This window comes from Stieleria varia (assembly GCF_038443385.1).
GTDB classification, from domain to species: domain Bacteria; phylum Planctomycetota; class Planctomycetia; order Pirellulales; family Pirellulaceae; genus Stieleria; species Stieleria varia.
Map to the genome: position 1 here is coordinate 1,929,785 of NZ_CP151726.1, position 18,173 is coordinate 1,947,957.

11 protein-coding genes are annotated in these 18,173 nt (G+C 56.0%); 3 read left to right on the forward strand and 8 right to left on the reverse strand.

Translation table 11 applies throughout. The features are described from left to right. Nucleotides 1-69: 69 nt before the first annotated feature. The 8 genes from Pla52nx_RS06665 to Pla52nx_RS06700 form a co-directional block, all read right to left on the reverse strand. Nucleotides 70-1,401: a multiheme c-type cytochrome gene (locus tag Pla52nx_RS06665; protein WP_146522284.1), complete on the reverse strand. Its 1,332-nt coding sequence runs from the start codon at nt 1,399-1,401 to the stop codon at nt 70-72. Between the two features lie 7 nt (nt 1,402-1,408). Then, nucleotides 1,409-2,161 carry a DUF4159 domain-containing protein gene (locus tag Pla52nx_RS06670; RefSeq protein WP_146522285.1) on the reverse strand — a complete coding sequence of 251 codons (753 nt, stop codon included), beginning with the start codon at nt 2,159-2,161 and terminating at the stop codon, nt 1,409-1,411. After that, nucleotides 2,161-4,968: a hypothetical protein gene (locus tag Pla52nx_RS06675; RefSeq protein ID WP_146522286.1), complete on the reverse strand. Its 2,808-nt coding sequence runs from the start codon at nt 4,966-4,968 to the stop codon at nt 2,161-2,163. The genes Pla52nx_RS06670 and Pla52nx_RS06675 overlap by 1 nt, the downstream gene beginning before the upstream one ends. Nucleotides 4,969-5,014: 46 nt before the next feature. After that, nucleotides 5,015-7,285 (reverse strand): vWA domain-containing protein, encoded by a 2,271-nt coding sequence (locus Pla52nx_RS06680; protein WP_146522287.1) that lies wholly within the window; start codon nt 7,283-7,285, stop codon nt 5,015-5,017. 58 nt (nt 7,286-7,343) lie between these two features. Next, nucleotides 7,344-9,440: a BatA domain-containing protein gene (locus Pla52nx_RS06685; protein WP_197454925.1), complete on the reverse strand. Its 2,097-nt coding sequence runs from the start codon at nt 9,438-9,440 to the stop codon at nt 7,344-7,346. Nucleotides 9,441-9,450: 10 nt separating this feature from the next. Beyond that, nucleotides 9,451-10,425, reverse strand: coding sequence for a DUF58 domain-containing protein (locus tag Pla52nx_RS06690; protein ID WP_146522289.1), 975 nt, complete (start codon nt 10,423-10,425; stop codon nt 9,451-9,453). Then, on the reverse strand, nt 10,422-11,429 hold the full coding sequence (locus Pla52nx_RS06695) for an AAA family ATPase (protein ID WP_146522290.1): 1,008 nt from the start codon (nt 11,427-11,429) through the stop codon (nt 10,422-10,424). The genes Pla52nx_RS06690 and Pla52nx_RS06695 overlap by 4 nt, the downstream gene beginning before the upstream one ends. A gap of 250 nt (nt 11,430-11,679) precedes the next feature. Then, nucleotides 11,680-11,886 carry a hypothetical protein gene (locus Pla52nx_RS06700; protein ID WP_146522291.1) on the reverse strand — a complete coding sequence of 69 codons (207 nt, stop codon included), beginning with the start codon at nt 11,884-11,886 and terminating at the stop codon, nt 11,680-11,682. Between the two features lie 1,052 nt (nt 11,887-12,938). Here Pla52nx_RS06700 and Pla52nx_RS06705 point away from each other — a divergent pair. The 3 genes from Pla52nx_RS06705 (at nt 12,939) to Pla52nx_RS06715 (ending at nt 17,150) form a co-directional block, all read left to right on the forward strand. Continuing rightward, the gene (locus tag Pla52nx_RS06705) at nt 12,939-13,805 is read left to right on the forward strand and encodes an HDOD domain-containing protein (protein WP_146522292.1); all 867 of its coding nucleotides are present in this window, start codon (nt 12,939-12,941) and stop codon (nt 13,803-13,805) included. 615 nt (nt 13,806-14,420) lie between these two features. Continuing rightward, nucleotides 14,421-15,797, forward strand: coding sequence for a Gfo/Idh/MocA family protein (locus Pla52nx_RS06710; protein WP_146522293.1), 1,377 nt, complete (start codon nt 14,421-14,423; stop codon nt 15,795-15,797). Nucleotides 15,798-15,935: 138 nt separating this feature from the next. Then, a complete protein-coding gene (locus tag Pla52nx_RS06715) occupies nt 15,936-17,150 on the forward strand; it encodes a Gfo/Idh/MocA family protein (protein ID WP_146522294.1) in 1,215 nt (404 codons plus the stop codon). Nucleotides 17,151-18,173 lie beyond the last annotated feature (1,023 nt).

The following is an 18,173-nucleotide window of genomic DNA, read 5'->3' on the forward strand; positions in this document are numbered from 1 at the left end:
GTGCAGCACAGGCCTGGGTGGTGAGACCCACGGATACTCTCTCGGCCTCTGCATGAATCTTCATTCGCATCACTCGACTCCGTTTCCGTGTTCGATTTGCTGCCAATAATGGTCATATTGGAAATGCGGGCTGTTTTCGTGATCGTGGCAGGAAAGGCAACTGTCCACTGCCAACCAAGGTGTCGGAACACTTTCGTCGGCAACATGCCTACTGCTCGGCCCATGACAGCTCTCACATCCCACATCGATTCGGTCCATCGACGACTTGCGATTCACAAAACCGCCGGTTCCGCCGAACCCGACCGTGTGGCAACGCTGGCAAGAGGAGTCGACATGGGCACCGACATCCACGAGAGTTCTCCAGGCATGCGCATGGCTACTACGTTCCCAAGTCTCGGTGTCCTGCTGGTGGCACGTTTGACACGCATCGCTGCCCGCATAATGATTGCCTTCATCGGCAGGAAAAACATCGAAGCTCGTTTGCGATGCGGAAAAATCGAGATCGCTCAGCCGCTTGCGAAAGGCGGCCAGATTGGATTGCTGCTCTTGATCTTCCGCCAACTCGCTGCTGACTTCGTGTAGATCCGCGTTCCAAGTCGGGGTACGGTCGCCGTCGTTGACCGAAGCCCGCACACGTGCCACAAACTTGCCCTTGTTGGCAACCGCGGTCAACAAAGTCTGTCCCGATCGGATCGGTGAAATACTCTGCTGCGTTTTCCCACCGATGATCACGTCGACTTCGGGAACGTTTGCTGCAAGGTCGGCGAGTTCGTTCTGGTTCATGTACGCCAGCACGACCACGCAATCAAAGGACTCGGTTTGTGACTCAATCTCATTCAAAATGGAACGCTCTGGCGGAGCAACTCTCACGCCTGCGGCGTTGGCCAGTGCCGACTGCGAGACGACGCCCAGGACCAGAATCTTCCAACCGCCTCGATCGATGGAAACAGATTTTTTGATACCCTGTACACCCTCCAAATTCGTCGAAAGAAAAGTCAATTGCCTTGATTCTGGCAGCGGCAACTGGACTTCTGAAACACCGAGATTGTGAATCTCATAACCCATCAGCACTTCGCCATCGACAATCGCGTTGAACTTTTCGATGTCGTAGGGCTGATCGCCAAAAGCGGCTCCACCGACACTGACCAACAATCGTTCGTCATCTTTAGCAAGCTGATCGATCAGCGTCGCTCGGCGACTCAGTCCACCGGATTGGCCACTGGCACAGCCACACGGTTCGATCCAACCTTGTGTGTCACAGGTGGCGAAGATTGAGAATGGCATCTTCAGGGCGGATTGCATGGATTCGCTGCGACGCTCACACCCCACCGCGCACAACATCACCAAGCATGCGATGCAGCATGTTGTGATCAACGGGGTGTAAGCTGGAACGAGTGTCATCAATGCATCAAAAACTGAGGGTGTAGGCGAGAATATTCACATTGATCAACTCGGCGTTGGTGATCTCGTTGCCTCCGCAGCAGCAGCATCCTTGGGTATGCGATGTGTCGTTTAAACCGTCCTGGCTGTACAGAACACTGAGGCGATCGCCGATCGAAATTCCCTCCAGAGGACGCGGCTCACCATGCTTGGCGGACAAAGTGTCAATGTCGTACACGGTATGAAAGACAGCGTGATCCATCTCCAGCTTTTTCATCTCGTTGTCTTCGAACAAGCTGGCCATCTCGCGGCGAAAAGATCGATCCCACTCGGTCGATGAACAACCGGCCGATGCGAGCAAGAAGCCGCCGCGTTTCAAATAGGCCAACAGATTGGTGCGTTCGCTCGCTCCCAAAACAAAGTCGCCTTCGCCCGTCATGATCAAGAGCGGATAGTTGTAAATCTCATCACCGCTGAGTTTGACCGCATGAAATCGACGACTGGTGGAAATCGTTGATTCATTCTCGGCTCGAATCAGAAAGTGATCCGCAAAGCACTCGCTGGATTTTGATCCGGCGTAGACCAAGTTCGCGACCTGGACCACGCTGCCGGTCTCGCCGCCGACATGTGTCGGGTCGGGAACCACGCCGGGCAACGGTTTCGAGGCCACCGGCTTTGTCTCGGACGGATCGGCAGGATCAGCCGCGCACAAATGGGTGACCATAGCGGTCGCGAGAAGCATCGCGGATAAGGCTTGAATCAAGTTGGATTGATGCATCATTACTGGTCCAATTGCTCTGCGAGTCGACGCAAATAGGTTTCAGCTTGCTGACGGTATCGAAGTGGAACATCGCGGGCGCTGGTCCGCGAGGTGGTTGGCAATTCGGATTGATCCAGCAACGCTCCATCGGAGTTTGTCATTGCGGTGCGATCGCCCCCACGTGCAGGTGCCAATCGCCCATCGTCGCCCTGTCCGCCTCCGGCGGGTTCCGCGAAGGGCTGATTTCCGTAGAGTCCGACGTTTTGCCCCGAGTTTCCTCGCATCGAATACCCTGACTGGGAACCCGGGTTGAGTCCCAATTGGTTCATCATCTGCTGAAGAGAATTCGAGTCGGACTGCGGCATTCCAGGTTGGAACTTCTTTTTGAGGCAATCGCTCGCCTGCTGTCCGTTGCTCTGGCATTGCTTCAAGAATTTCTCCATTTCCTGCAACGCCGATAACGCCTTGGCGTATCCATCGATGCCGTTGAACTCGGACATCGCCGACCGGGCCGCTTTCAAATCCGTGTCGATGGGACTTTCGCGAACGGCCTGAACAAATTCAAGCGATGATTGTTTCAGTTCTTGTAGCTCTGGGTCGTCGCCCAATCGCTCGGCACTGGCCTCGACCTCCTCCAAGAGCACCGACAAGGCTTCACGAACGGCTGCTTCTTCGTCTCGAAGCTCAACCATCCTCTGGCGATCCGCTTGGTCACGGACCGCCTCTTGATTGCGATACGTATTCATCTGATCCACGATCGCTCGCTGTTGCGCCACCAACTGAGCAAATTTGGATTCGGCAGCGATCAAGGGAGCGATCTTCTTGAGCATCTCCATCGGCTGTGTGATCTGCTGGTCTTGTTTCTGACGAATCTTGTCCAACTGTTTTTGCAACTCGTCTGCCTGCTCCTTCAACGACTTGCCTTCCTTGGCCACGTTTTCACATGCAACCGCTGCTTCACGCAATGCCTTGGCTTGTTCACGTAGCAAGTCGTTCCATTGTTTGTCGATTTCCAGTGGCAACTCCTGCTCCGCCAGTTTTTCCAACTGCTCGGCAACGTCTCGCATCTTTTGTTGCAGTTGCTTCATCCGCTCCTTGAGTTTGGCCTGCTGTTCTTTGTCGTTCGGATCCGCGGCATCGATCTCCTTTTGCAGTTCGGCCGCTTCGGTTGCCAGTTGCTCCATCATTCGGCGTGCCTGCTTGAACTTGTTTTCAAGCATCTGTTGTCCTTGGCGGGCAGCGACCATGCGATTGAAGTCGGATTGGCTGATGATTTCGATCTCTGTTAGCGGACTTTCTCCACCTTGCGATCGCTCGGGTCGAGTGTCGTCGACGCGTGCAAACAGGGTGAGTTTGTCGCCCGCTTCCAATCCAAAGGACTCCAGCGGCAACATGACATCACCTTGGACAACACGCGAACCATCCGTTGGCAGGTCAACGGGCAGGGGACGTGAACCGTCGACGATACGATACAGCCGCATTCTTGCGATCCCAAAGTCGTCTTCGCCCACGACGGCAACGGGAATCTTGGTTGACTGGGTCGCATACGATCGGGGCCTGGGTTGCGTGATCCGTGCGATCGGAGGCTGGTCGATCAGCAACTCGACTTCGATCGGAATTTCCCATTCGCTCTCGACGCCGTTGGCTCCTTGGACTGAAACATGCCATTGGCAACTTCGCTCTATCGTCATTCTGCCGACAACACTCTGCGGGTCGTCTTGAGAGACGGACAATGTGACGCTTTCGGTTTCTGTGCCCTTACCTTGGTCGATGCGCACTGTCCCGCCGGACAATGGACGTGACGCGAGAATCGACAACTGTACTTCGGTACCCGACACGCCCGCGATCGCGTCTTGGGGGTGCCGTCCCTTTCGAGCGGGTAAGTTCGTGTAGGCTGGCGGAGTGATCGTGTAGTCGATCGATTCTATCTTTGGCGTATCAAGTACCTCGATTTGATACGTCTCGCTTCGACCGCGATCCGCAGTGACAAAGTAGCTTGTGGATTCAAGCACACGAGGGAGCACAGCCTGCCACTTGCCGCTGCCACGTGGGAACATGGACACGGGCACGGAATCGACCGATGTGGGATCGCCGACGACTAAATGGGCTTGCTCGGCGGTGCCCCCGGTGATCTCCACTGACACCTCCAACGGTTGTCCATACGTCAAAGTGACATCACCGGGTGAGACGGAGAATTGCAGCGGCGTGTAGGGCGGCGTGTCAACCGACGGAGCGAACAAACGTTTGGCGGATGTTGAGAATGCGTGGGGTGCGAAAACGCTGAACAAAGCGGTCACCAGGGCAACCGCGCCCGCAATCAATGCGCTTCGCTTGGCGATCGACCACGGCGCCGCAGCGGACGATTCAATGCCCGCCGCCCGCTGAGAAGCCTGCGTTACCGCGACGGAAGCAATCCCATTTGCCAGTGGTGACAAACTGGTTTGATTTTGTTTGCCAGAATGGTGTTGAGTGATCATGTCCAAGCCCGACAAGATTTGGCCGCCCGTCCCGCCGACTTCGTCGAGTCGCCGCGCGATGAGTTCTTTGTTGGTGCTGGAAAACCGGCGATACAAAAGCCAAACAAACAAGCAGAGCACCGTCAACACGGCGATCGGCACGCCCCAACGACGAACCGTCATCGGCAATTGCCAAATGATGTCCATCCAAGCGAGCGAAAGGAACAAAACGCCGAGGGTCGCAAGTGCCCAACAAATCGACTCGCAAGTCCCGATCGTTCGCAATCGGTTCGCGACCAGACGAAGTTGACGGTACAACGAAGCCTGAGCATCTGGCCCGGAGCCGGTGGTTGTGGGGGCAACGCTAGCCATGGATCGGACCTCGTGAATTCGGTTGGTTCATCGCTAGATTCATTCTCTAAACAAGCCCGTTTTGTCGCCGAACGGTCCAGACGGCAGTCCATAATCCGAGCACTCCCAGCAACACCCACCATCGATCCCACGCCGGAGTCCTTCGCGTTTCCACGGGCAGAGAGTCGATGATCTGCTGTTGAATGGTTTGTGTAATCAGCGCTGCGTCAGCGGTCTCCAGCACTTGACCGCCGCTTTGTTTGGCGATGGCGGCTAGCAAGTCGTTGCGGGGACTCAGTTCCAAGCGTTCCGTGATCGGCTCACGCACTTCAAATGCCGTCACCGAGCGATCATTCTTGTCCGCACCCAGCAACTCCGCTCGGTAGCTGCCGGGGCGCAGTTCTCCGAAACGAGCTTGATACACACCTGGTTGATCGCCGGCGGGTTCGCAAACAATCGTTGTCCCCTGATCGTCACCCTCGCGTGAAAGTTCGACACGGGGCATTTCGCTCTGTGCAACGCTGTCGCGGACCAACAAAGTCGCGATCGCTGATTCATCCGTGTTGAAACGCAACTGCTCGCTTTGCAGAACACGATTTTGACCTGGCGATAACGCGACTCGTGAAACCAACCACTGCAGCAATCCGTTCCAGACGCTGCTATAGGTTTGTTCGGCGGCTGCAAACTCGGGCGGTAACAGTGCCCAACGCCACATCCCGGCACCTTCCACGACGACAGTCCGACCCGCGCCGTAGGGTTGATAGGTCACGATGGGAATCGAATCCTCGCCGTCGTCACTGGTGGCGAGTACACGCGGCAGCCCTCCACGGGTTTCCGGGGATGCCGCCGTGGCCAGCGAAGGCATCCCCGCCAGCGGATCCGCCTCGTCAGCCGACAGCCATCCTTCCGACAAAGAATCCTCTGCAATTTGGGCTCGAAAGCGACGTTCGGTGCCGTGAGTCCACTTCACCGGCAACATCCGACCAAGCTTTTCCGAGAGCGTTGACTGAGGCGTTCCGCGTGCACAGACCAGGGAACCACCTTGGGTTGCCACCCAATTGCGTAGTCGCGACAACGTGTCCTCATCCAAGTAGGCTTCCGCGTCTCGACCCAGCACGATGACCTGATATCTCTGCAATGCGTCGGTTGAGCCGATCACCGATTCGGGCGAAGGCAGGATCTGCCAACCGGGATTCTGCGGTTCGTTGTCCTCTGTGCCTGGTTCTGTCTTTGCATCCACAGCCGATTCGCTTTGCGTGCGGTGCATGAATCGATCTTGCCGAAGCATCACGAGACTTTCCAGACGGATCGACGGATCAGCGGAAAGATTGCGAACCAAAAACTTGCTGTCCCAGTACGGTTTGCCTTCCAACAACAACACGCCGATGGGCGCATCGATGACACGCAACAACACGCTCAGTCGGTTGTCATCCGCTGTCGCTTCACCGGGCAAACCGCCTACGCTGACGCTGTAGCGATACAACCCAGGCGTATCGGGTGTCACGGTAAAAGAAACTTCCTGTGTATCGTCGCGATTCAAGATCAGTTTTTGACTCTCGATCTCACCGTCATCCTTTGACAACAGGACTTCGACCGGTGCGGGATCGAACCCGCGACTGACGACTTTGGCCGACAAACGCACGGGCTGCTGAACGAATGCGAGTCGGTTGCTGGCGTTGCTTTCCAAGGAGAGATTCTTGATCACAACCTCTTTGGCTATCGAAATGGGAAACACCGGTGCACCTCGACTCCGCGCGGCTTGAGCCGCTGCCACGGCGCGCCGCGATGGCCCGACGTTGTGAATGCCGTCGCTGATCAGCACGACGGCTTGGCCACGCGGACGATCGGTCTGTGCCGCCATCACGATTGCCGCAGCCAAATCGCTCCGCTTGCCCAGCTCATCGGGTGTGACGGATTGCGAATCCACACCACGTGCCTGTGCGTCGAACGTGACCAACCGTTTCTCGTACGTCTCGTCAATCGATTCCGCGATCTGATCCGCAAGCGACCGCGCGCGATCGAATCGAGTTTCCGCATTTCTCTCCACATCGGCGACATCCATGCTGGCTGATGTGTCCAGCAACACAGTGATCAGCGGTCGTCCCTCTGGCGGAGGCAACGGTTCGATCCAAGTCGGATTGAGCAATAAGATCAACGGAATCGAACCGGCAACCAACATCATCGCCAACACCCGAGGTCGGCGTGTCGTTGGAATCACGCCTCGGGACCGGATCACATACCCGATCCAGACGGCGGTGAACACTGCAGCCAACGCCAACCACAAAGGCAGCGGCACGCGTGGTTGCCAGTCCAGCCAAGCCAACGGCAAGAATGACATTGCACCCATGCTCGCCAGCGCGTCGATTGTGTGGTTGACCCCGAGCATCATTACCAATTTACGAGCGAAAGAAAATCAATGTACCAAGCTCGGTCACGACGCAACCCAGCATCGCAAGTGCAGCCCAAACCCACAGTGAATCACCTTGAGTCGTATCACCGCCGGCGGCATCGAACTCCAAGACGCGCCCGCCCGACAACCGCGAACTCAACACGTCCTCCGAAATCGTCCGCAAATCCTGCTCGGCTGGATCGCTGCGAACGGCTTCCGCCCACAGAGTTCGATCGCTGGCATCGGTAACCCGATAGACCCCGGTCTGGTCCGTCGTCGGCCAACTCCAGACCAACATTCCGTCTTGATTGAGAATCCGGCCGGCTTGGGGCATCTCGTCTTGGGCATACCCATCGGCGTTGATCACGATCTCGTCGAGCGTCCCGGCGTCGGACGGCAACGCTCGCACAATCGGATTTCCCGCAACCGTACCCGCAGCGTTTCCGCCAACGTCGCTCAGTCGGTTGATCGTTTCGACCAACAGCGGAACAAAGCCAGCTTGAAAGGCAACATTGCTTTTTGACAGATCAGCGTTCAGTACCGCGAGTTGACCGGCACCGACCTGAGTGAAATACAACAGGGCGGAACGATCACTGAGCGTTGCTGAAATGGAATCGACGTTCGCATCCGCAAGCGTCCGTGTGGGCAAGCCTCCGGCAAAACGCCACGATGCCGTCGTCACCTTGAGGCTGTCACCAAAGGCACGAAACGGTTCGCTCTGGGAATCCATTTCCTGAATCTTCAAATCCTTGCGCCGCCCGGACTCCAACGAAGCGATCAATTCGACGGGAGGCTGCATGTCGCTGCCGAGCTCTTGTTTCATGGCTTGCAAGTTATTGGCGTCGGACGGTCCACGGGCGACGTACAACATCGACTTGCCACGCTTCAACCAAGTAACGGCTCGTTTCACCACCGCCGTGTCCCACGATTCCACATCCGTGACGATCCACACCTGAGCTGCCTGGGCCAATGGTGTATCCAGTGTGGACGGACTGACGGTCACCAGCAATTCATCGGCGTCCCCGTCATCTTGATCGCTTCGCGTCAGAACCTGCGAGATGAAATAGGCTCCGCTCGCGGCCCTGTCGCTTGCTTCCGTGACGATCGCCAAACGTTGCTCTGGGCGAACCCCAAACGCCAACGGAACCATGTCATCCGCAGGCAAGGCATCGTTGTTGTCGACCAGCTTCACCACGCCGGTTTGCCAACCCGATCCCTGCCAAGTTACCGGGATTTGCAGCGTTGACTGCGATTGTGGATCGAGCGTGATCTCCGCTTGCTGATTGATGCGTTCCAATTCCAAGCGGCATTGAACCTTTCGGGAGTCATCACTGTGATTGGCGATGTCCACCAGCATGGTGACGGGTTTGCCAAGGGTCGGTTGCGACGACAATCGCACTTGCTCGATCGCCAGATTCCCCAACGGCTTTTCGCCACTGATGGGAATCATGGTCACGGTGGTATCCTCCGGCAGACTCTTGAAATCAGCTCGCGCCCAACTGCTGCGTTGAAAATCGCTGACGATCACCAGTTCTCGCGTCGCCGTGGGCCTTGACTTGGCAAACTGCTTGCTCACCGATTCAAAGGCGATTGCCACATCAAAACCTGTCGACGACACCCTCGCGTCGGAAAGTCGCTCACGCAGCAATCCAAAGTTCGCACTCGGCGATTGGAACACCGGATCTGTGCGGTGAGCGGCAAACAACAGATTGGCTTCGAGCCCCGGCTTGTACTGCAGCTCACGTGCCGCCGCCGCTCTCGCCTGATCGAAACGAGTCGCCGCGCCGTCAATCGCTGCCATGCTTTGACTGGCGTCCAACAACACAATCTTGACGCGTTCGGCTTGGTCATCCTCCACGTGGTTCCTGTCGCTGTTGAGCAATGGTCGGGCGATCGCGATGGCCAACATGGCAACCGCCAACGAACGAAACAACAGCACCAGAAAGTCTCGCAGACGATCTTGACTACGGCGTTGATGCAACGCATCGCTGACCAACCGGATCGTGCTAAGCGGCATCCGTTGAGGCTTGGGTCGAGTCATAAAGTGAACGACGACAGGAACCGCAGCGCCCAGCAAACCCACCACTAGCAATATGGGATTCACGAACACGCCGTCACCCCGCTCGTTGAACGAGGAATTGCCCCAGCGTATCCAGGTAGCTGGTGGCCGTGCTGACGGCGCGATAATCGGCACCCACTGCGGTGGCAATGCTTCGCGTCCGCTCCAAGTGCTCTCGCCAACGACGACCGTACAACTCTCGGATTTCGCCGACTCGACAACGAACACTGGATTCGCCTTCAAGTCCTTCGAACTGAAATGCGACTCCCTCCGGAAGCGATTCTTCGGCGGGATGGATCAAATGCAACGCCACAATCTCCCAGCCGCGATGACGCAGATTGCGTAACGAAGCGGTCAAGTCACGCGGGTCGTCGACCAAAAAATCACTCATCAACAACAGCACGCCGCGACCAGAAATCCGCCCAATGACTTCGTCCAATCCAGCAGCCAGTTTCGATTCTTCACTAGGCGTGATCCCCTCGATCGCCTCGTACAGCCCTTGCGCATGCGTGCTGGTACTGCCCGGAGCATGATACGAATGCAGCCCATCGCCGATCAACGCCAATCCGGCTTGATCCCCTCCACGTGTGATCAAGTGCGTCAGCGCTGTTGTGAAGTACTGCGCATAGGTCAGCTTATCCGGCGCATGTTTCGATGAAATCAGTTCGCTTGCTTTGCGACGTAGCCACCCTGCGGCGACCGGCTCGACGGGCTGTCCGTCAAAACGCATCGAACCACTGCAGTCGATCACGGACAAGCAAGCCAGGTTGGTGTCTTCCTGAAAACGTTTGATGTAGGCACGACCAGTTCGGCCCAAGACACGCCAATCCAGTCGTCGCAGATCATCGCCCGGCGTATAAGGGCGGTAGTCGGCGAACTCGCCACTGCCCCCCATTGCTCGCGATCGATGGCGTCCACTATACGGACCCTCAACGCGATTGGGCGTGACAAAACGCATGTGCTCCAATGCTACCAGTTGGCGCAACTCCAGGAATCGCGACGTTGCCGTCGTGGAATCAGACGAATTCACGACGCTGCCTTGCTGAGGAGATGCTTCACGATCGCATCAGTGTCGACTTGATCGCCGATCGCTCGATGGTTACCCAGGATACGATGACGCAGAATCGGAATCGCTACCGCGTTGACATCAGCGACCGTCGGGACGGCACGTCCGGCCAACAACGCGCGGGCTTTGGACGCCATCGCCAGACATTGCGATCCACGGGGTCCTGCACCGAATGCGACATACTGTTTGACAAACTCATCAGCCGAGTCTTGGTCCGGCCGGCTGGAACGACAAAGTGTGACAGCGTAGTCCACGACGTTTTCCGGTACGGGCGCGGCCATCACCAATTCACGCAACTCCAAGAATCCTTCGCGAGATAAGGTCGACTTGGGCAGCTCCGGTGTCCGCCCCGCCGTGCGTCGGACAATGTCCTTTTCCTGTTCCGAAGTCGGATAGCCGACATGAATCTGCATCATGAATCGGTCCAACTGCGCCTCGGGCAACGGATACGTTCCCTCTTGCTCGATCGGATTCTGAGTCGCAACGACCAAGAACGGATCGTGCATCTCGTGCGTCATGCCAGCGACGGTGACGTGGCGTTCGGCCATTGCTTCCAGCAGCGCGGACTGAGTCTTGGGAGTCGCTCGATTGATCTCGTCGGCCAAGATCAAATTGCCGAACAACGGACCTCGTCGGAAAACCATTGACGGTTCGCCATGCCCGTTCGACTTCGCCGCTCCCATCAGTTCGTAACCGGTCACATCCGACGGCATCAAGTCGGGCGTGAACTGGATCCGAGAGAAATCCCAATCAAACGCCGCCGCGAGCGCCTTGACCACCAACGTCTTGGCCAGCCCCGGGACGCCAACCAGTAACGCATGCGAACCGGTCAATGCGCAAATCAGCAATTGGTCGATCGTGTCTTCTTGCCCCACGATGACCTCGTGGAGAGCATCGCGAATGGTTTGCACCTTGCGTCCAAACTCTTCGATCCGCGACGCGACCGCAGCACCTGTATCAACGCTCATCCACGCCCTCACAATCGACTCTTTAGCAGGATGCCGAACAAAAGCTGTTCAACCGAATGAAATCTAGCGAGTAGACAGACCCCCAGCCTACCGGGGCAGAAACCACGCTGCAAGCGAATTGCGAGGAATCCCGCACCCTTGCCAGAATCCCCCGATTGCACCCCATCGTCGATCAAACACTGGAACCACGGCCAAAGCCGCAGCAGAATCCGCCGTCATCACCGAAAGCGATCATCGGCCCATCGCCAGGTTACTCTGCTTGTGGGCTATTCTCGGGAGCATTGAGCACCGTCACAACAAGGAGCACATTGCGATTCTCTTGGCTCTGTGCCCCAATGATTCTTGGTTCTCCGGTCAAGTACAGGTCTGTATTCTCGATGATGATGCGAGATAAAACGGAAAGGTCATCGTCGCCATTTAGAGATTCGCCGACGGTATATGCGATGTTAACTATCATCTTGCCTGACTTCACGCCCGTACGAATCTCAAGCGTCTCAGTTGCCTTCTGAGCAACATCAATCTCAAAACTCGGTCGGTATTCGGCAACATGAACGACGACTCGAACGGGCTCCTGGTTGCTCTCAGTATCAGCAACGGCGTGTGAGATGAAAAATCAGAGGGCCAACACGACCAAGTGGATTCGTAATACAGGACCAGTCATAGCGAGGTTTCCCTTTGGGTATGGATACGGATTCTGTGGTCGCCGCGATGCTTCAACCACTTTTAGAAACTGAATTCGGACTCATGTGCATTCGTTCAATCGCCATCTCATCGAATCCAAATCCATCGCCAGAATACCCACCGGACGGTGCAAATGAATGCCACTTTGTTGCGTCTGAATCGGCGGCGACGGCGGCGGAGAATCATTTCTGCAAAATTTTCCACCCGTAATCTTCTACCATTTCCGGCCTGAACTGAAAAAGATGACGGTCTAGTGCATCGTCCGGTCTTGATTCTGGGGTTAGCCGTTTTGGCGTTAGCCACGGTTGTGGCACGAAAACCGTGGCTAACGCCAAAACGGCTCATCTACCGAACCCACGTTCTAAGACTGGACGATGCACTAGCTTCGGTCTTGGCAGATCGGGTGAGGCGGTTCTTGATTGTTCAAGCCGCCTATATTCGCCACCCCTCCTTTTCCACGCTTAGAGAATAGACGATGAGGTCAAAAAGATGTGTTGGCAAGAAAATCTGGGATCGGTATCAGCACGAGAATTTTTCTCCTTACTCGGAGCAGTACTGTGTATCAAGTAGATCCTCCAGACAAGTCCAGCAATCCGCATGCTTCACGGGAAAGCAATACGAGCTCCGAAAACATGCCCTGTCGCCAGGGGTTTCGTCGCCAGGGGTTTCGTCGCCAGGGGTTTCGCCTGCGGCTTGTTGAATGAGTTCCCTCATGAAAACTGATTTCGTTTGTCGCGGGGCGTTTTGCAGCACACGCTTCTCTCGGGAGGTCTTTAAGCGGGAAATTTGCTTGGCTTCGGTTTTGCGGTTACTAAGGATACACCGATCATGCTGCATCGTGCGGAAGACAAGCGGCGACTGGGAAAGCTGATTCAGGATCATCTGAAAAGCCATCCCGAACTGCGGCCATTTCCAGAGGCTGTTACGCGACTGGTTTCGGCTTGCAGTGATGCTGAGACATCCAACAAGGAAATTGTATCCATCATCGCCTGTGATCCGTCGCTGTCGGTGAAGATCCTACGACTGGCCAATAGCCCACTGTTTTGTCCTTCGCGCGATGTAAAGAGCATCCTGCACGCGGTCGCATTGCTGGGCCGGCGGAAAGTCAAGTCGATCGCTATGTCCGCCGCCGCCGCTGACATCATTTCGCTGGGCGAAGGAACTGCCTTGCAGCGTCAACAACTTTGGAGTCACTCCGTCGGCTGCGCTGCCGTCGCAGGCTGCTTGGCCCAACGCGTCGAGCGTATCGAACAAGACAACGCATTCCTGGCCGGTATCTTTCACGACGTTGGTAAGTTGCTGTTTTTTGACGTCATCGGCAAGGAATATGAAGAGTTGACTTCATCGTTTCGGGGCGTTTCGCTAATCGATGAAGAAACGTTCCTGTTCGGTGCAACGCACGAGCAGATTGGCGTGTCCGCTGCGAACCTCTGGGGGTTACCTGACGAAATCCTGTGTGCGATCGGCTGGCATCACCGGCCGGAACAAAATCCGTTTAGCCATCCGCATGCAATGCTCATTTCGATCGCAAACGATCTTGCCAAAACGTGGGGCATCGGTTCACCGGCCATCCCCGAGCATGAACTGGATGAAAGCCTGCTCACTCAACTCGGGATTGCGAATGAGGATCTGTCGGAAATCCGAGACCTCTCGTTCCTGGCATATGAACAATCTTGCGACCTGTCGCCCGTCTAAGGGACGAAAAAACAGGACGGGTTTTGATTCGATCGGTTTTCGGTTGCTCAACGTTTGAATCTTCCAGGAACGGAGTTAGTCCCCAATTCCTGCACCGCCAGCTAAGGTAGCCTTTTGATCAATTTTGCTGGTACCCTGCTGGTCGGTTAATGCCCCCGAATCAAAGGATAGATTCATGGCCAAACGACGAGAAGATTGTCGGCAGTGATTGCGGGGGCAAATCGTTTTCTACAGAATCTTCTACCCGTAATCTTCTACCGTTTGGGGACGGAAGAAAGAGTGACGCGGTAGTTTACGTCTTCCATTTTGGCAGATCAGTTGAGACGGTTCTCAATTGTTCAAGCCGCGTCTATTCCCCCTCACCTTTCTGCGTTCAGGGGACAGACGATGAGGCCAAAAAAAATGTGTGGCAACAAAATGAAGTGCTCGGGAGAAGACGCCTTGCACACTTTATCTTTGCGTGTTTTGGCATCCAACAACACACAAAGACCTCCCAACCCGAACGTCTCACCTCCTCCTTCAGCCCCTGAGTCAACCGAAGTACGATAGGGGCCGATATCCTTCTGGCTGTGTGCCCACGACACCTATTGCCTTTCCCTCGCCGAGAGCCGACTCATGAGCTTCACCATCAATCGTCGCAACGTTTTGAAGAGCACCCTGGGTTGGGGCGGAGCCGCCATGCTGGCCGGTCGTACCGAGCGTGCGTTTGGGTTTACCAATCCCAATGAACGCCCACGCATTGCGGCAGTTGGAACCGGAAGTCGCTGGTATCAAAAAGCCACGGGACGTGATTCCGAATACGGCTCGGCACCTCGGATGCAGCAACTCGGTGACTACGTGGCGGTTTGCGATGCCGATCAGTATCGACTGGGCTTGGCCGGCGAAATTGTGACGCAGTGGACCGGGAACTCGCCGAAGAAGGTTGCCGACTACCGAGCCGTGATCGACGATCCGAACGTGGATATCATTCACATTTCGACGCCCGACCATTGGCACGCTAAGATCGCGATCGAAGCAATGCTGGCTGGGAAAGACGTTTATTGCGAAAAACCGATGACGTTGACAATCGAAGAAGGCCGGTTGATGAGTCGGGTCTGCAAAGAAACGGGACGCATCTGCCAAGTTGGGACACAGCAACGCAGCAGCAAGGAGTTCCTGACCGCAATCGCGTTGATCCAAGCTGGTCGGCTGGGTAAAGTGACAAAAGCCACCTGCAGCATTGGCGGGGCGCCGACGAGCCCCAGGATTCCGGCAACCGATCCACCCAAATCGCTCGACTGGAACTTGTGGCAAGGCCCGGCAGCCGACGTGCCATTTCGTTATTTGGCAGGCGACAACGGCGAGACTCAGAGTTGGTCGCGATGCCATTACGAATTCCGCTGGTGGTACGAATACTCCGGAGGAAAACTGACCGACTGGGGCGCACACCACTGCGACATCGCCACTTGGGGATTGGGCAAAACCGAGACCGGACCGGTCTCAATCGATCCGGTGATGGCCGAGCACCCCGTGGAGTTTCGTGACGGATACCCGGTCGATGATTCACGCTACAACACGGCCACACGGTTCCTGATCCGCGCGAGCTTCGCGGACGGCAAACAGATCGAACTGCGTCACGATCAAGGCAACGGCATCATGTTCGAAGGCACCGAGGGACGGATTTTTGTAAACCGAGGTCGACTGACCGGCAAACCGGTTGAGGATCTCAAGTCCAATCCATTGCCGGGCGGCGCGTTGGAGGCGGTTTATCGCGACCGCGAGTTGACCGACCACTTCCTCAACTTCATCCTCGCATGTCAGGATCGCCAGGATCCGATATCGGACGTGCACAGTCATCACCGAGCCCTATCCACTTGTCACTTGGCCGGAATCGCCGCACGCGTGGGACGCAAAATCCAATGGGACCCCGAGGCCGAGAAAGTCGTGGGTGATCCGCTGGCACAAAGCTTCATTGCCCGCGAACGCCGCAAGGGGTTTGAGATTGAGATGTAGGCTTGCCCTGGACTGCCCAAAGTTTCGTATTGACACGTCTTTTTGTTACCACTGTCTTGTTCCACATTCGCTTTCAGTCGTTTTCGTTAAGCTAGTACCGTTCGTGGTTGTACGTTTGTCTCGGGAGAAAAAGAACAGATGAAGCGTAGAAGTTTTCTCGCCGTATCGACGACGGTGATGGCCACATCGGTGTTTGCAAATCCCGCCGCACAAAGGATGCGGGTTGCCATCATTGGCGACACCGGACGGGGCAACTATGGGCACGGCTTAGACTCCATGTGGCTCAAGGTGCCCGAAGCCGAAATTGTCGCGGTCGCGGATCCGAACGCATCAGGTTTGAAAAAAGAACTTCAGAAGTTGAACGTCTCCAATGGGTTCGATGACTACCGGCAAATGCTGCAAGAGGTACGGCCAGATGTCGTTGCCGTGTGCCCCCGTCACGCGGACCAGCATCACGACATGACATTGGCAGCGATCAAAGCAGGTGCGCGTGGAATCTACACTGAGAAACCGTTTTGTCGAACACCAGCGGAAGCCGATTCGATATTGGCAGCCTGTCGGCGCCACAATGTCAAACTGGCCGTAGCCCATCGCAATCGATACCACCCGACACTGCAAACCATCGACCGGCTGATCGCCGATGGCCGGATCGGCCGGCTGCTAGAGATCCGCGGACGTGGCAAGGGTGACCATCGCGGAGGTGTCGAGGATTTTTGGGTATTGGGTTCCCACGTGTTGAACTTGATCCATTATTTCGGCGGTGAACCCAGGTCTTGTTCTGCCGTGTTGCGTCACAATGGTCGGCCCGTTGTGAAAAGCGATGTGCGTGAGGGCGGCGAGGGATTGGGGCCGATGGCGGGTGACGAACTGCATGTGCGCTATGAAATGTCGAGCGGCGTCATCGCGTACTTTGACTCCATCGCGAATGATGGGACGCAGGGCGAGGGGTTTGGTTTGCAACTGATTGGCAGCCAAGGCATCATCGCAATTCATTGTGATCGAGAACCCTTGGCCCACTTGTGCTTAGGAAACCCGTTTCAGACGAACGATCAGCCACGTCAATGGGTTGCAATCTCAACCGCAGGTCCGGGAGTGCCCGAGCCACGCAAGGATTTGAATGAAATGATTGCCCACCACGGCTTGCCAGGTCGCGACTTGATCGAGTCGATTCGGGAAGATCGCAAGCCGATTTGTGATGCGTTTCAAGGCGCAGCCACCGTAGAAATGATTTGCGCGGCGTTTGAGTCCCACCGGCGGCAAGGTGTCGCTGTTGAGCTCCCCTGTACCGAGCGGGGAAACGCGTTGAATCACTCGGCTGCTTCGCACGCAATCCCGTCAAACTCGGCCGACTGAGTTTTCGTTTTAAGAGCAAAGGCTTGTCCGGTTGGCACTCAGGTGAGAAAAATCCCAATTGGCAACTCCGCTAAATTCCAATACCGGGGAGCTGCTGTCCAGGTAGAGACTCGTGCTTCTGAAAGTCGGCCTGGCAGCGGGGACAGGCTTGGTTTTCGGTTTTCAGCTCGAGTCTCTTTGTGATCGCCGCTGCATCGGACTGGTACGATCTGAAGTTCTCGAATCGCATCTTCGTCCGGCGAGCCAAGACGGTCGTATTCATCACGAAGTTCGCGCCATTGAGTTGGCCAATTGCGAGTTGGTAGAAGATGACAGGTAGAAGATTGTCGGCAGCGACTGCGGAGGAGAATCGTTTTCTACAAAATTTTCTACCCGTAATTTTCTACCATTTTGAGTCTGAAGAAAAAGGTGACGAACTGAGAAAGGTGACGGGGTAGTTTGCGTCTTCCGTCTTGGCGAATCGGGTGAGACTGTTCTCGATTGTTCAAGCCGCACTTATTCCCCCGTTACCTTTTCTGCGTTCAGGGAATAGAAGATGAGGGCAAAACAATGAAGAGCACGGGTGAAGACGCCTTGCGTACAAACCAAAAAGGCGCAGGCATGAATGGCACGGACTTAATCGCTAAGCTGCTGTGGCGCAACGATCTCGGTTCGAATTGCGAGGCGTTTGCATCAGCTTGTACTTCTTTGGTCGTCGCTTGAGTTCTCTTGGCTCTTGGCGACCAGGCCGGTTGAAGTGGACCGCGTGGGTCAACACGCCGCTATCGGAAACTGAACTGGCTGCGGTGCGCCTGTCCGCCCAGCGGGACAATTCGTTGGGGGGCGAAGGCTGGGGCGATTCGACGGCACGTCGGCTCCATCTGGAATCAACCATGCGTCCACGAGGTCGAAAGCGGGTCAGGTTCCCCAAACCCGACATCAAACAGGCCTGACACCTTTGATTTTACACCTTTGATTTTAACAGAAGTCCTTTTCTGGGATTCTCGGGAAGGATACCGTCTCTCGATTCGTTGACTTGATGTG